We start from the raw sequence: 12,689 nt of genomic DNA on the forward strand, positions 1-12,689 counted from the left end.
GATGACCTGGTCTGCCAGATCGGGCAGCCCCAGCTGCATGAGCCCGCTGCCTACCTGCGCAAACAGATCGCTCTGCATCAGCCGGGCTTCGACCATGTCCGCAGCAGCCAGCAAAGCGGTCATGTCCGCGCCTGCAGAACCGATGTCGATGGCGACCTGATCCTTGATGGGGTTTTTTTCGAAGATGTGGATGCCGTCGGCAATGACCGGATCATTCGTGGGCAGGGACCGCGCGATGTCCGTATCGATGGCGATTCTTTGGAAAGCAATCAAGAACATTGCCGTGCCGACAAGGATTACCGTCAGCAGTGCAAAAAGGTTGATGGGTGCTTTCAGTCGCATGGAAATCGTCTTTTCGTCGCGGACCGGGTTGTGGAATCGGGAGGTGTTTGCATCAGGCCAGTACCCACAGAATTGCCGCAGCGATCACCAGCAGGTGGACGGCAATGACCGCGTATCGAAAACGATGGTAGCGCTCGTTGACCATCTGGATGAAACGCAGGCCACCGAAGAGGCGGCGGATGCCATCCAGGGTGCGGTGACGTGAATTGTCAGACGGTGAATTGCTTTGAAAAGCGATAGCCGGGTAAAGGGCAAACGGATTGTCGATGCGATTTCGCAGCCAAACGTCGTAGGGAATATGGTCCCACGGTGAATCGATGATCATGCGGGCCAGAGACGGCCGGATCAGGTAGGCATGCGTCAGGGCTCGGTATTGGATGCGTCTTACACTTGGTGTGCCGGTGGCGCGGCTCCCGCTGACGAGACAGCCCAAAAAAAGAATGTCGCCGTCGTTAGTGTTCAGGAAATATTCAATTCCCGACGCCAGCCGGGAACCGTAGAAACGTCCGAAAACGACATCGTCTTCAAACACAAGGATGTGCCAGGCGCCAGCATCCAGGCCCATTTTCAGGCAGGTCTGGTGGGATTCAAAGATCCCCTGTTCACAGTTGGTGGGGTGTGGTCGGGCGATATGGAAAGTCACCTTTCCGTCCAGCCCGACGCGGTAGAACTGCTCGAGCGCACTGGCCTGTCGATCCGTCCGGCCTTCCAGTGAGATGCAGTAGATCCGGTCGATGCGGTTCCAGACCGGTTCCAGCGATGGGTGTTCTTGCCGTGGGTTGACCACTTTTTTATGCCCTGAGGTTAATCTGCCACCGACCGCGAAACCAGCGGCCATCCCATCCATCAGCAGGTGTGTTCGTTGTATGATGCACTATTTGCTTGATCCGGCGGCCACCAATGTATACGTTCCTGTGTCCATATACAAATGTTAAAAGGAGCCACTGCCGCCCTGTGGGACCCATTGAGACACCCATCAAAAAGTTACTCATCCGGCTTACCCGAACCCGGTTGGTGAAATCGGTCCTTGCCGAGGGGGCAGACCTGAGCGCCTTTCGCCGACGGCCTGACCTGAGGGTGGTTTCCGGTGTAACGGCCATCGCCTTCAGCTATGTCATCAGTTGGCCCCTGATTGCCTTTTTGGGCATCGCGGCCGTCCACTATGGCAATGCCGCCATCGTGGTGGTCGGCGGCCCGGTGGCCTATGGTCTGTCCCACCTGATTTTCTTGCTGGGCATGTACCTTGCCGGTGCCAAGTACAGCCGGATTTTCCTGCGCTGGGCCGTTATGCAATGCATAACCCGGCTCATGGCACGCTATCGGCTACCCCTTCCCACCCCATTGCTCCCTGATGTTGCGGTGGTGGCATGCCACGATGAACAAGGCGGTCACCACGGCGCCGACTCCACCCTGCCAACTCCCTGCCTGGACAATCGTCGTTCCGGCAGCCAAAATGGACACCATGGCAAAGGATGAGAGAAATGGCGTGTGCCAGACCCGGTGTGCCGCGCCCCAGGCCAGGACACCGAGGGCGGCCCAAACCGGGGCGACGACGGCCGTGAACCCCAGGTAGTTGGCCACCCCCTTGCCTCCCTGGAACCGGTGAAAACAGGGAAAACGGTTGCCCAGGATCAATCCCAATCCCACCCATGGCACCTGCCAGGAGGCCACCAGCCCCACGGCCACAAGGGCCACGAGAACCGCCCGTCCCACGTCCAGCAGCAGGACCACCGCGGCCCAGCCGATGCCGGCCTGCCGATAGACATTGGTGGCGCCGGGGTTGCCGCTGCCGTGATGGCGCGGATCTTGGCGACCGGTGATGCGAAACACCAGAATGGAAAAATTGATCGAACCCGCCACATAGGCAGCGGCAAGCAGCAAAACGAATGTCGACAGTCCGTTCATGGCCGGCCATCCACGGTCAGCAAGGTGAACAGGTGACCATCAATGGTCGCATGAATCGCCGTCTGTTGTTTTCCGCCGTCAATCTCCAGCCGGCTGGACCTCGAAGCCACGGCTACCAATTTGGTCCGCTCCCAGGAATCGGCAAGCTCGATTTTCAGTGCCTTGGCGGCCGCTTCCTTGGCACTCCAGACCCGCAATGCACCATCGGCCCGGCCCAGGGGGGGGCGATTGGCCAAAGCCTGTTCATCGGCGTCCATGTACAGGTGCATCGCCCCAAGCGGCTTTTCCGACAGCGGCTCAACATCCACGCCCACCGGCTTATCGGCGGCCACGGCAATGGTAAAGCGCCGGTCATGGGAGACGGCACAATCGGTGCGGGTCCCGTCAGCCAGCGGGCATTGGGGGGCTTGGCCGTTTTCGGCAACGGTTTCAATCTCCCGTGATTGTCGGCCATCGCCGTCGCCTGAAAGCAATCGGCTGAGCCGCTTGAGGGCCAACCGGGCGGACAGATACCCGCGGGCGCGGTCCGGGGCCATCGGTGTCAGTCGTCTCTTCTCGTTTTCGGAAAGCGCGGTTGCGGCAAACCGGGCCACGGCGTCGCGCTCTATCAAAACCATTCCTGAAAGGCGTTGACGAAACGGAGCGAGGGGATCGACCTGGGTTGGCTGACGGAATCCATGCGGCGGTTGGGTGCGGCCGCCGCTGATGTCCCGCATGTGTACACCGTTGACGGCTTCGTGCAGTCTGCCGGCATCATCATAAATGAAAATGTCGAAGACGAAGGGGGCTTGGCCGGTCTGAACCGGTACCACGCGGGCCGTATAGACCTGGTCCATTCGGGTGGGATTGACGATGGTGCGCCGGTCCATGGACACGGGAAAGGCCACGGTGCCACGGAACCGCTGACACCAGACGCAGGCGGCATGAAAGGCTGCATCCAGCGTATAAGGGGACCCCAGGTAGAGATCGTGGCGGGGATCAAGCGGCTGGGGTGAACGCACCCGGGCCAGGGCACCATCCGCTGAAATCAGCAGGGGGTCGCTGATGTTGCGATAGGCCGGGCCAAAGGGGACCATCTCCCGGTAGATGCGGGCCGGGTCCACGGCGGTACAGATGCCGGCAAGGGATGCGATTGCTTCCAGGGGCGGTTCGGCTGCGGCCGGCCATTCCCCCCCAAGTGCCAGCGAGGCGTGTTCCAAGGTGCGGGTGATCGTCGCGCCGGGGGATAGGAACCGGGTGGCCAGGGTCGTGCGCATGGATCCGTCGTTTTGATCCTTCATCTGATTGAATGCCGGGAGTGGGTCCGGCGAGTCCAGATAGAGGAATTTATCGAAGCGGATATCCTTGAGTCGGCGGCCGTCAATCCCCGGGAAACGTCTACAGGTGTCTGCGGCGAGGCGCTCCATGGCTTCCACTGCTGCAAAAATCGGACGGCCCTGCACATGATGGTCACGGAAAAATGACGGCGGATGCACGGTTATGGGGAAGGATTCTGCTTTCATGGGTCCAGGGGTTCAGGGTTCAAAGGTACATGATTTGAATATCCTGATCCTGACATTCGTGTTTGTTATGTCAGAAAACAAAAGACAAATCACAATAGCCAAATCCCAAATGACAAATAAATCACAATAGTCAAATTAAAAATTCCAAACCTTATGATCTTGGAGAAAGGATAATCCAATCATCAATCTTGGAGAAATCAAACTGGCAATCAACTTTTGGTTGTAGCCCTTGTTTGAGATTTGGATATTGTAATTTGGAATTTATTTGAAATTTGGTGCTTACCATTTGTGATTTCCGGTTTAGTCGGGTTATATCCACCGAAAATACCAACCAAAACAACCCAAATCGGCGAACGCTGAACCTCTGAACGGTCATGGTTTCGGGAAGATGTCCCATAGGCTGACGGTTTTGGGGTCCACCTCCACCGGCGTGCCCAATGCGTTAACTGCGCAATGGCGGGTGAATCCTTTGCAGACGATATCTCCGGATTCCTGGTGGGTAATCACATAGTCGAACTGAAGTCGCACCCGCTCCAGCACCGATGGTCGGGTATGGACCCACATGGCGTCGTCGTAATACAGGGGCCGGAAATAGTCGATGTCCACCTTGATGATGGGGTAGACATAGCCGCTTTCCTCCACTGCCTTATACGGGTAGGCGGCATCGCGCATGAGCGAGGCCCGCCCGAATTCAAAATAGCGCAGGTAGTTGGCATGGTAGACCACCTGGGAACGATCCGTGTCTGCATAGAGGGTGCGGGTTTGGCAGCGGTGCCAGACGATATCGCTGGTGCGGTCTTTGACATACTGCGGGTGATTGTTCAGCGCGATCGGGACAAAGGGTTTGGGTTTCATCTTACACTCCCCGGAAGACGATGCAGCAGTTGGTCCCGCCGAAGCCGAAGGCGTTGGACAAAAATGTTTCGTAGGCGTGTCGACGGGCTGCATTGGGCACCACATCCACGTCGGCAAACGCGGGGTCGGGAAGGTGGTTGACTGTGGGCAGGACAATGCCCTGATGCATGCCCTCGATGGCCAGGGCGGCCTCGATGGCCGCGGCGGCGCCCAGTGTGTGACCGATCTGGGATTTGTTGGACGACACCGGAATGGCCGCCAGCGAATTGCCGAAAACCTCACGCAGACTCTGTATTTCCACGGCATCACCTTTCTGGGTGGAGGTGCCGTGGGCATTGACATAGCCGATGTCCGCAGGTCGAATTTGTGCATCGCCGATGGCCTGAGCGATGGCTCGTACGATGGTCGCCTGGTTGGGCAGGGTGAAATGGTGGGCGTCCGATGTCCAGCCGACACCCAGGACCTCGGCTCTGGCTGTGAGTTTGTATTGCTTCAAGGTGTCCTCGGCGGCCAACACCAGCACGCCGCCCCCCTCGCCCAGCACGATGCCGCGGCGGTCTACGGAAAAAGGCCGCGACGCCTGGGTGGGGTCGTCAAAGGCGCGGTCGCTGGGGCCTACCTTGATGGTGGCCCACATGTTGGCAAACCCCTGGACGATCTCCGGGGTCAGGCAGGTCTCCACCCCGCCGGCCAGGACGAAGTCGCATTCACCGTCACGGATCATGCGGGCACCGATGCCGATGGCGTGGTTGCCCGAGGCACAGGCTCCCTGGGGAGAAAAAATGGGGCCGGTGAAGCCCAGCATCATGCCGGCCTTGCCCGCGGGCAGGTTGGCGCACATGTTGGGCAGCAGATAGGGGCTGACCTTGGTGGGGCCGTGCGTGATGTGGTTGCCCATGGCGATGTGGTAGGCATCGGTACCGTTTAATGCAGAGCCCATCAGGCAAGCGGTTTTAGGGCCGGTGCGATCGTCGATTTCCAGGCCGGCGTGGTCCAACGCCCGTTTGCACAATACCATGGTCAGCAGCACGAAGTCCGCGTTCCAGTTGCGGCTGTCCATCTTGTCGATATAGGGCAGGTCCCGAGGGTTCCAGTCCGGGATCTCCCCTACCACGTTGCTGCGTGAGGTGGTTTCACAGCGGGTGATCCGGCGGAAGCCGGCTTCCCCGCTTACGGCCCGCTGCCAGGTGGCTTCAAAGGTATTTCCCAGGCAGGTGGCGGCGTCGTATCCGACCACGAATACCCGTCTGTTCAAGGGTGGTTTCATATTCGTTTAAATACCATACACGCATTGCACCCGCCAAACCCGAAGGCATTTTTGAGCACGTATTGCTGGTCGACCCGCCGGGCTGTGTCGACCACCTTGTCCAGACCGATCGCCGGGTCCGGTGTGTAATTGATCGTCGGGGCCAGCATGCCTGTCCGCATCCCCTCCACGGCCATTATCGATTCGATGGCGCTGGCCGCGCCCATGGCATGGCCGATCATGGATTTGTTGGCCGTTATCGCTGGCACATGGCTGCCAAATACCTGTCGCAGGGCGTCGGCCTCCACCTGGTCGCCCATACGCGTGGAGGCGGCGTGGGCGTTGACGGCGCTGATTTGGTCCGGAGTGATGCCGGCGCGTTCAATGCTCTGGGCAATGCAGCGGTGGACGGTGGCAAGGTTCGGGGCCACGTGATGGAAGGCATCCGAGGTCATGGCCCAGCCGGCGATTTCCGCGACAATATCCAGGCCGTGGGCATTGGCGAAGGATCGTCTGGCGATGACGATGCAGCCGGACCCTTCGGAGACCACGAATCCCCGGCGGTTGAGGGAGAAGGGGCGGCTGGCCTGCTCAGGTGCCTCTTCGGGTTCGCCCTCCTTGGGCATGAACGCGCCGCCCATGGTGCCGAAGCCGGCCACGATGGGTTCGGTCAAGGGGAAATCCACCGCCCCGCAGATAGCCGTGTCCGCCCGGCCGTCGTTGATCAGCATGGCGCCCACGATCATGGAGGTCACACCCGTTGCGCAGGCCGTGATTGTGGCACAGATGGGGCCGGTGGCGCCGGTGTGCATGGAGACTTTGCCCCCTACCATGTTGATGCAGGCGTTAGGGTTGACGAAGGGCGGCGGCAGCTTTCCCCGGCCCATCAGGTTGCGATCCGCGCCGAGCACGGCATCCAGGCCACCGATGGCGCTGCTGAAGGTGACGGCCGTTCGCGGGGCGAGATCCGGTGTGATTTCGATGCCACTTTTTTCCAGGGCCCGGGAGACGGTCAGCAGGGCGTATTTGAAAATGGGTGACGGCCAGCGAGCCTGTTCACGGGGTTTTAAAAAATCGTAGGGCAGGTGGTCGATATCCGGTGCCTGGCCGGCGATGCGCACGGGAAAGTCATCCGTCAGGTCAAAACGGGTCAACGGGCCGACACCGCTGGCGCCGGAGAGGGCCCGTTGCCACTGGTCTTCGAGATCGATCCCCAGGGGTGAGACTGCATCATAACCGAGAATGACCATGGGATCGTTGGGCATAAGGGGGGGACTCTCACTTAGTGAAACTATTACCGTATGCGTTCACAGGTTCAAAGGTTCACGGTTCACCGTTTCTCGGTTGGTCATCAACCGTTGAACCCTGAACCTCTGAACCCGTGAACGGTTACCAATCACCAGGGAATGAACTGGTAGAGCTTGGCGAACATTTCATAGATTTCGACCCAGTTCTGAAGGTCCCGGGTGCTTTGCATGTGAGCACGCTTGTTAACCATCACCCAGCTCATGTGGGCTGCACCGTCCTTACAGGTGCTGCAGTCCCGCGTTTCCGAGGTGCAGCAGCGATGCATGGTGTTCAGATCCGACGCCCAACGGATGAAATTGGTCAGCCGTCGGGGCTTGGGGTCGCGCTTGTCCAATGGATCCGTCACCGAGGGGCACTCCATCCAGCCGAAGCGTCGGCCCATCATCTTCCCCGTGGTGATGATCTCGTGATAGTATTTCGAAGAAATCACCGTATCCGGATAGTGGTCCAGCACCTCGTCCATTTCGCTGCGGATCTGGGCCAACTCTTCGGGCTGCCAGTGAAACCCGTCCACCCCCTCGTCGTTAGAGAGCAGCTGCATGTGAACCTTGAGGCCTGCGTTGCGGATTTTTTTGATGATCCGATCAGTCTTGCCCAGCTGCTTGGGGGTGATGGTATACAGGTAGTAGGTGTGCGGATCGCCGGCATAGTTTTTACTGGAGATGGAAAAGGCATCCTTTCCGCGCAGCACCCGCTCATCCGCTTCGTCTCCCCACAGGCTGATACCCAGCATCATGTCGGGGAAGCGGTCCCTGGGCACCTTGATGATACCGTTGGTGGCACAGAAGGTGGGCAGGCGCTTGTAAAAGGTCTCTACCCGGTCCATGCAAAGCGTGGGTTCGCCGCCGATGAGAATGGCCAGGTTCACGCCGCGGGCCGTCTCCTTGTCCACAAAGGCTTCCCAGCGGGTGATGTCCATTTCCTCTTTGGCCGCTTCGTGTTCACCGGAAGAGAAGAAGAAGCACCCTTTGCAGCGCAGGTTGCAGCGATTGGTCACATCGTAGATGGAGCTGCGGATGTTGAGCTTGGATATGCGTTTATACCGGGCGTACCAGTGGTCGTCCAGCAGGGAGTTGACGGTTTTCATCAATGTATATCCTTTTACGGGACCTTCCTGAAGTTCATTTTTAGCAGTCTCATAACCTACTAATTGGCTGTCAGTTCCACGCCGGGCGGAGGAACGGTTTGGTTGCACAGGTTTTTCCCCTTTTCATAGCCTTTCAGCCACACGGCCAGGTAGGTATCGACAAAATCCAGCCAGGATCGAAAGGTGTGGGGATCGACGGCGTGGCGGAACAGCCGGGACGTGACCACGGCACTGGCCGCAGCGTAGTGCCGGCAGTCCGCGCAGTCCGTATCCGGCACGCAGCAGGCCGCATCACGGTTCCAGGTCAGGTCCGTACGGTATTGGCGAAAGGAGCGGCCCAGGCCCACATCCGTGCTTGGATTCTGTCGGGGGTAGGGGCATCCGAACAGGTCGTGGAGTCCTTTTTCGTGAGTGTGGGCCATGGCGCTGTACCAGGAAAACAGGACTGTTTGCGGATATTTGTCCAGCAGATCAAGCATCGTTTGCCGCGTGTCGGCCAAACTCAGCGGCGTGTGGCGAAGATCACCGGTGTACCCCACCGGTGCGCTGAACATGTTAAACGTCACCGTGGCCCCATGGTCGGTCAGCATCCGGACCACCGCCTCGGCCTGGCCGATGTTATGGCGGGTAAAGGTGTAGACGAATGCCGCCCGCGAATCGCCGGCGTAATTCTTTAACTGGCGGGCCAGCATATTTTTCGCATTTCGGGTTTGCAGGCTGGCCTCGTCGTTGCCCCATACGGAAATATGAATGCGGTAGCCCACGGAATCCGAGATGCGCCTGAGGCCGTTGGTGGCGATGCATCCCAAAGGGATCTCATCGTAGCAGGCCTGGCACATTTCCGGTACCAGGGACGGTTCGGCGCCGGCAAGCACCACAAAGGTAATACCCCGGGCCTTCTCCGCACGCATCAGTTGTCGCCAGTCGTCCGGATTCGTATTGTCCCGGGTGTTCTGTTTATCTCCTTCGTAGTAGTAACAGCCGTTGCAGCGGATGTTGCATCGCCGGGTCAGGTCGTAGGTGGATTCGCGCAGAAAGAAGTACTTGCGAACCTTCTCCCAGCGCTCTTTGACTTCGGGATCGGCAATCAGGTCCGAAAATTTCCAGGTCTTTTTCGCGTCCATGGGCCGGCTGCTCTCTTTGCTTAAAAGACACTACCTAACATTAACACGTGGGGTAAGTCGATGGCCCTGCATGGCATGGTGGCTATGCGGCCAGTTTGTTATGAATATATTCACCGATCAAGCGCACGGTGGTCAGTTTGGGATAATCGTCTTCATCGATCCGCACCGCATATTCATCACGAAGCACCAGGGCCACGGTGGCCAGATCCATGCTGTCGATGCCCACCTCATCCACCAGGTCGATATCCGGATCGAAGGTGTCGGCGGTGACATCCTCCAGCTTGAGTTCGTCAATCATGATCTCCGCGATGCGGAGGATGATTTTGTCAGTTTCCACTGTCATCCTAATCAGTCTCCTTCGAGCCTATTCCAAAACGCCCCAATTCGGGGGCACAACCTACTGTCTGCGTCCACTCAGCCGAATCAGACCACTGCAAATCAGACCCTCATCTCCGCTGATGCGGAAGCTGTGGCTGCTGTTTTTATCGCCGGTTTTTACCGTCAGGATCAGGTCCTGATCGGGATGGATCATCTGCTTGAAACGCACCCGGCTCACCTGTGTGACCGGCAACGGCTGGTCCATCATCCGGCACAACAGGTCGTGGACCATGCCCAGTTGGGCAACCCCCGGGAGCACCGGCGCTTCCGGAAAATGGCCGTCGAACCAGGGCGAATTCACCGGAACCCTTACATGGGCTATAATCTCACCATCCGTCACCTGCTTGTCAAACGAGCATTCATACCACACTGTCATCGTTTTTTTAACCTGCTTTTATTATCGAACGTTTTACGAAACCGTCGGCAATCTGAATGTTAACGGATCAGATACTCCCACAACGGGCCTGAAAAGCCTTTTTCATACATGCGGTCGATTGTGGCGGCGGTTTCCTGGCCGCCTGCACCAACCACCCAGTTGGCGCGCCCGGCGGCCTTTTCTTTGACTCGATGCCGGATCGTGTCGTCATCGACTTTTCTGCCGTGGTAGAAAATCGGTTCAAGCAGATCCGTCCCCGCCTGGAGATGGCCTTTATCCGCACACCGATGAAACAGCGCGGTGTGCGGATAAACCCGCATGCCGCAGAATAAAAAAAGAACCGTTTTCCGAAGCGTGTCAATATGAGCCAGGGTTTCTTCCAGGGTCTGCCGGGTCTCACCGGGTCCACCCAGCAAAAAGTAATGGGCTACGTGACGGCCGGCCGCCAGCGCCGCCTCATGGACCGCTATTACCTGATCAACCGTGAAGGGTTTGCCGTAGGCGCGCAGCACTGTATTGGACAGCGAATCGGTGCCGAACTCCACATGCTTCAAGCCCGCATTGGCCAATGTTTCGAAGTATCCGTCCGGCATGGGCAAGGGGGTGAAGAATGCTCCCCAGGGAATGGTCAGGCCGGCTCGCCTGAAAGCCCGGGCCACTTCCAGCGAGTGATCGATATCGGCATTGAACGATGAATCCGTGATATACAGATAGCGGGCCCCTTCAGCTTCCAGGGCCAGAGCCGTTTTCGCCGCATCGGCCGGTGCCACCAGCCGCAGTTTGCGTCCCTCGATGAGCGGGTAGGTGCAGTAGATGCAACGGAACGGGCACCCCCGTTTGGTCTGCAGATTCAGCATGGCGCCGTGCTTGAGGTACCAGCGCTGGTGCGCCGAAGGATGCTCCGGGTGCGGTTTGCGTTTTCCTGTCCAGGGCTCCGGGAAAATGATCGCTTCCGCATCGGGCGTGATCACGCCGGGCAGACCCTTTGGATGTTGACCGGCTTCCAGGGCATCGATCAAACGATTCAATCGCTCGCCCTCGCCGATGATGCCGAAATCCGCCCCAAGTTCCGCCAGCACTCGCCGGGGAAACAGGGTGAACCCGCTGCCTCCCAGCACCACCGGTGCATTGGACGCCTGACGCACGGTCGACACCACCGCCCGGTAGCCGCCGATGAATCCGACGGGGTCGGTGGTGTCGGTGTTGTCGATATTGCGCAAGGAGATTCCGATCAGGTTCGGATCGAATCCACGGATGCTGTCGGCAAGCCCCCCCAGATCATCCAGCACGTTGAGATCTTCGATTCTTACCTGGTGTCGGCCATGGATGGATGCGGCGACGTGATCCAGACCGATGGGATAAACCGGATAGGGTTCTTTCAGTGTGTTTGCGGAAATCAGCAGGATTTTCATTACACTATCGTCGATCCATCAAAGAATTAGGACGGAATAGATGTTAATCTGTTGTTGCGGACGACGGGTCATTGATGAAGCCGGCCAGCGCCCGCACCGAAGCGAAGACCCGGGCGCCCAGTTCGCGATTATCGATGGCCAGCCCGTAATCCTTTTCCACCAGCATCACCATCTCGAGTACGTCGATGGAGTCGATTCCCAGCCGCCCACCCACCAGCTGCTCGTCCGGATCGATTGATTGCGGTGCAACATCTTGAAGATTAAGGGCATCGACAATTTTTTCACGTAATTCACTTATCAATTCATCCATGGGGCATTACCTTTACAGACCTGATTGAATCGTGTTATATCCAGCCGCCTAAAAAGACGGTATACTATATATTGATTATCATCCTTTTCAAGCCTTTTTACACGCCATGTGCGCTGACGATTCGAAATCCGTCCACCTAACCGCCGAAACCCTGCTGCCCCATCGGGGCCGAATGCTGCTGGTGGGCGAGATCCTTTCCCTGGATGATGAACAGGCAACCACCTTGTCGATTGCCCACCGAAACTGGCCGTTATTCAGGGATGGGGCGATCAATCCGCTGATCCTGGTGGAACTGGTGGCACAGACCGCCGGTGTCCACAACGGCCTGAGACGGCTGAAAACCAGAGGTGAAGATTCAGAGACCCGGGGGTGGCTCGTGGGCGTAAAAAAAGCGGTATTCCATGTGGAGACGATAGCCCTCGGGGAATCGGTGACAACCACTGCCAGAAATGCGTTTGTGTTCGAACACCTTCGCGAAATCACGGGCACGGCTTTCATCAACGGCCGGTTGGCAGCCGAGGTGACCCTTCAGGTGGTGGAGGCCCAGTAGCTCAAAGCTTAAGGGAAATAGGATATGGACGGTCAACGGATTGGTCCTGATGTGCGCCGTTGTCGAACCACCGGGAAATAAGGAGAACGTATGAAAGATGGTGAAAAGCGACCGGTGGCCCTGGTGACCGGCGGCTCAAAAGGCATCGGCCGGGCCATTTGTGCGGAGTTGGGCCGCTGCGGGTACGACGTGGCGGTCAATTACCATTCCGATGAAAAGGGTGCTGCCGATACGCTTGCGCAAGTGCGGCATCTGGGGGGGGACGGCCGAATTATGGGCTTCGATGTGAGAGAC

16 protein-coding genes are annotated in these 12,689 nt (G+C 58.3%); 2 read left to right on the plus strand and 14 right to left on the minus strand.

Annotation, left to right across the window (positions count from 1 at the left end):
* From QNK41_RS15275 to QNK41_RS15340, 14 genes are all read right to left on the minus strand, one after another.
* On the minus strand, positions 1–342 hold a 342-nt coding region (locus QNK41_RS15275), incomplete at its 3' end, for a hypothetical protein (protein ID WP_413815162.1).
* A 52-nt stretch (positions 343–394) separates the two neighbouring features.
* Positions 395–1,129, minus strand: a complete 735-nt coding sequence (locus QNK41_RS15280) for a glycosyltransferase (RefSeq protein WP_319258402.1) — start codon at positions 1,127–1,129, stop codon at positions 395–397.
* Positions 1,130–1,326: 197 nt separating this feature from the next.
* On the minus strand, positions 1,327–1,560 hold the full coding sequence (locus tag QNK41_RS15285; RefSeq protein ID WP_319258404.1) for a hypothetical protein: 234 nt from the start codon (positions 1,558–1,560) through the stop codon (positions 1,327–1,329).
* Between the two features lie 105 nt (positions 1,561–1,665).
* A complete protein-coding gene (locus QNK41_RS15290) occupies positions 1,666–2,247 on the minus strand; it encodes a glycerol-3-phosphate acyltransferase (protein WP_319258406.1) in 582 nt (193 codons plus the stop codon).
* A complete protein-coding gene (locus tag QNK41_RS15295) occupies positions 2,244–3,749 on the minus strand; it encodes a polyketide synthase dehydratase domain-containing protein (RefSeq protein ID WP_319258407.1) in 1,506 nt (501 codons plus the stop codon). Before QNK41_RS15295 ends, QNK41_RS15290 begins: the two co-directional genes overlap by 4 nt.
* Before the next feature lie 372 nt (positions 3,750–4,121).
* On the minus strand, positions 4,122–4,604 hold the full coding sequence (locus QNK41_RS15300) for an acyl-CoA thioesterase (protein WP_319258409.1): 483 nt from the start codon (positions 4,602–4,604) through the stop codon (positions 4,122–4,124).
* A 1-nt stretch (position 4,605) separates the two neighbouring features.
* Complete coding sequence (locus tag QNK41_RS15305; protein WP_319258411.1) at positions 4,606–5,859, minus strand: beta-ketoacyl-[acyl-carrier-protein] synthase family protein; 1,254 nt, start codon at positions 5,857–5,859, stop codon at positions 4,606–4,608.
* Positions 5,860–5,867: 8 nt separating this feature from the next.
* A complete protein-coding gene (locus QNK41_RS15310; RefSeq protein ID WP_319258412.1) occupies positions 5,868–7,115 on the minus strand; it encodes a beta-ketoacyl-[acyl-carrier-protein] synthase family protein in 1,248 nt (415 codons plus the stop codon).
* 131 nt (positions 7,116–7,246) lie between these two features.
* Positions 7,247–8,245, minus strand: a complete 999-nt coding sequence (locus QNK41_RS15315; protein ID WP_319258414.1) for a radical SAM protein — start codon at positions 8,243–8,245, stop codon at positions 7,247–7,249.
* 59 nt (positions 8,246–8,304) lie between these two features.
* Entirely contained in the window at positions 8,305–9,369 is a 1,065-nt protein-coding gene (locus QNK41_RS15320; protein WP_319258416.1) for a radical SAM protein, read from the minus strand.
* Positions 9,370–9,451: 82 nt separating this feature from the next.
* Positions 9,452–9,712 (minus strand): acyl carrier protein, encoded by a 261-nt coding sequence (locus tag QNK41_RS15325; protein WP_319258417.1) that lies wholly within the window; start codon positions 9,710–9,712, stop codon positions 9,452–9,454.
* Positions 9,713–9,766: 54 nt separating this feature from the next.
* A complete protein-coding gene (locus QNK41_RS15330) occupies positions 9,767–10,123 on the minus strand; it encodes a FabA/FabZ family ACP-dehydratase (protein ID WP_319258419.1) in 357 nt (118 codons plus the stop codon).
* Positions 10,124–10,182: 59 nt separating this feature from the next.
* On the minus strand, positions 10,183–11,535 hold the full coding sequence (locus QNK41_RS15335; RefSeq protein WP_319258421.1) for a lipid biosynthesis B12-binding/radical SAM protein: 1,353 nt from the start codon (positions 11,533–11,535) through the stop codon (positions 10,183–10,185).
* 43 nt (positions 11,536–11,578) lie between these two features.
* On the minus strand, positions 11,579–11,845 hold the full coding sequence (locus QNK41_RS15340; RefSeq protein WP_319258423.1) for a phosphopantetheine-binding protein: 267 nt from the start codon (positions 11,843–11,845) through the stop codon (positions 11,579–11,581).
* 106 nt (positions 11,846–11,951) lie between these two features.
* On the opposite strand from QNK41_RS15340, the gene QNK41_RS15345 reads away from it, so the two are divergent.
* Together QNK41_RS15345 and QNK41_RS15350 are read left to right on the plus strand one after the other, a co-directional pair.
* Positions 11,952–12,395 carry a hypothetical protein gene (locus QNK41_RS15345; RefSeq protein ID WP_319258425.1) on the plus strand — a complete coding sequence of 148 codons (444 nt, stop codon included), beginning with the start codon at positions 11,952–11,954 and terminating at the stop codon, positions 12,393–12,395.
* Between the two features lie 90 nt (positions 12,396–12,485).
* Positions 12,486–12,689: SDR family NAD(P)-dependent oxidoreductase (locus QNK41_RS15350; protein ID WP_319258427.1), on the plus strand; the 204-nt coding region annotated here is incomplete at its 3' end.

The sequence above is a fragment of the Desulfosarcina sp. genome (assembly GCF_033791525.1).
Taxonomy (GTDB): Bacteria; Desulfobacterota; Desulfobacteria; order Desulfobacterales; family Desulfosarcinaceae; genus Desulfosarcina.

What these genes read in the sequence shown, in the direction of transcription:
- QNK41_RS15290 (WP_319258406.1), bottom strand. Translation starts at nt 2,247, where the DNA reads ATGAACGGACTGTCGACATTCGTTTTGCTGCTTGCCGCTGCCTATGTG.
- QNK41_RS15295 (WP_319258407.1), bottom strand. Translation starts at nt 3,749, where the DNA reads ATGAAAGCAGAATCCTTCCCCATAACCGTGCATCCGCCGTCATTTTTC.
- QNK41_RS15300 (WP_319258409.1), bottom strand. Translation starts at nt 4,604, where the DNA reads ATGAAACCCAAACCCTTTGTCCCGATCGCGCTGAACAATCACCCGCAG.
- QNK41_RS15310 (WP_319258412.1), bottom strand. Translation starts at nt 7,115, where the DNA reads ATGCCCAACGATCCCATGGTCATTCTCGGTTATGATGCAGTCTCACCC.
- QNK41_RS15315 (WP_319258414.1), bottom strand. Translation starts at nt 8,245, where the DNA reads ATGAAAACCGTCAACTCCCTGCTGGACGACCACTGGTACGCCCGGTAT.
- QNK41_RS15320 (WP_319258416.1), bottom strand. Translation starts at nt 9,369, where the DNA reads ATGGACGCGAAAAAGACCTGGAAATTTTCGGACCTGATTGCCGATCCC.
- QNK41_RS15325 (WP_319258417.1), bottom strand. Translation starts at nt 9,712, where the DNA reads ATGACAGTGGAAACTGACAAAATCATCCTCCGCATCGCGGAGATCATG.
- QNK41_RS15330 (WP_319258419.1), bottom strand. Translation starts at nt 10,123, where the DNA reads ATGACAGTGTGGTATGAATGCTCGTTTGACAAGCAGGTGACGGATGGT.
- QNK41_RS15335 (WP_319258421.1), bottom strand. Translation starts at nt 11,535, where the DNA reads ATGAAAATCCTGCTGATTTCCGCAAACACACTGAAAGAACCCTATCCG.
- QNK41_RS15340 (WP_319258423.1), bottom strand. Translation starts at nt 11,845, where the DNA reads ATGGATGAATTGATAAGTGAATTACGTGAAAAAATTGTCGATGCCCTT.
- QNK41_RS15345 (WP_319258425.1), top strand. Translation starts at nt 11,952, where the DNA reads ATGTGCGCTGACGATTCGAAATCCGTCCACCTAACCGCCGAAACCCTG.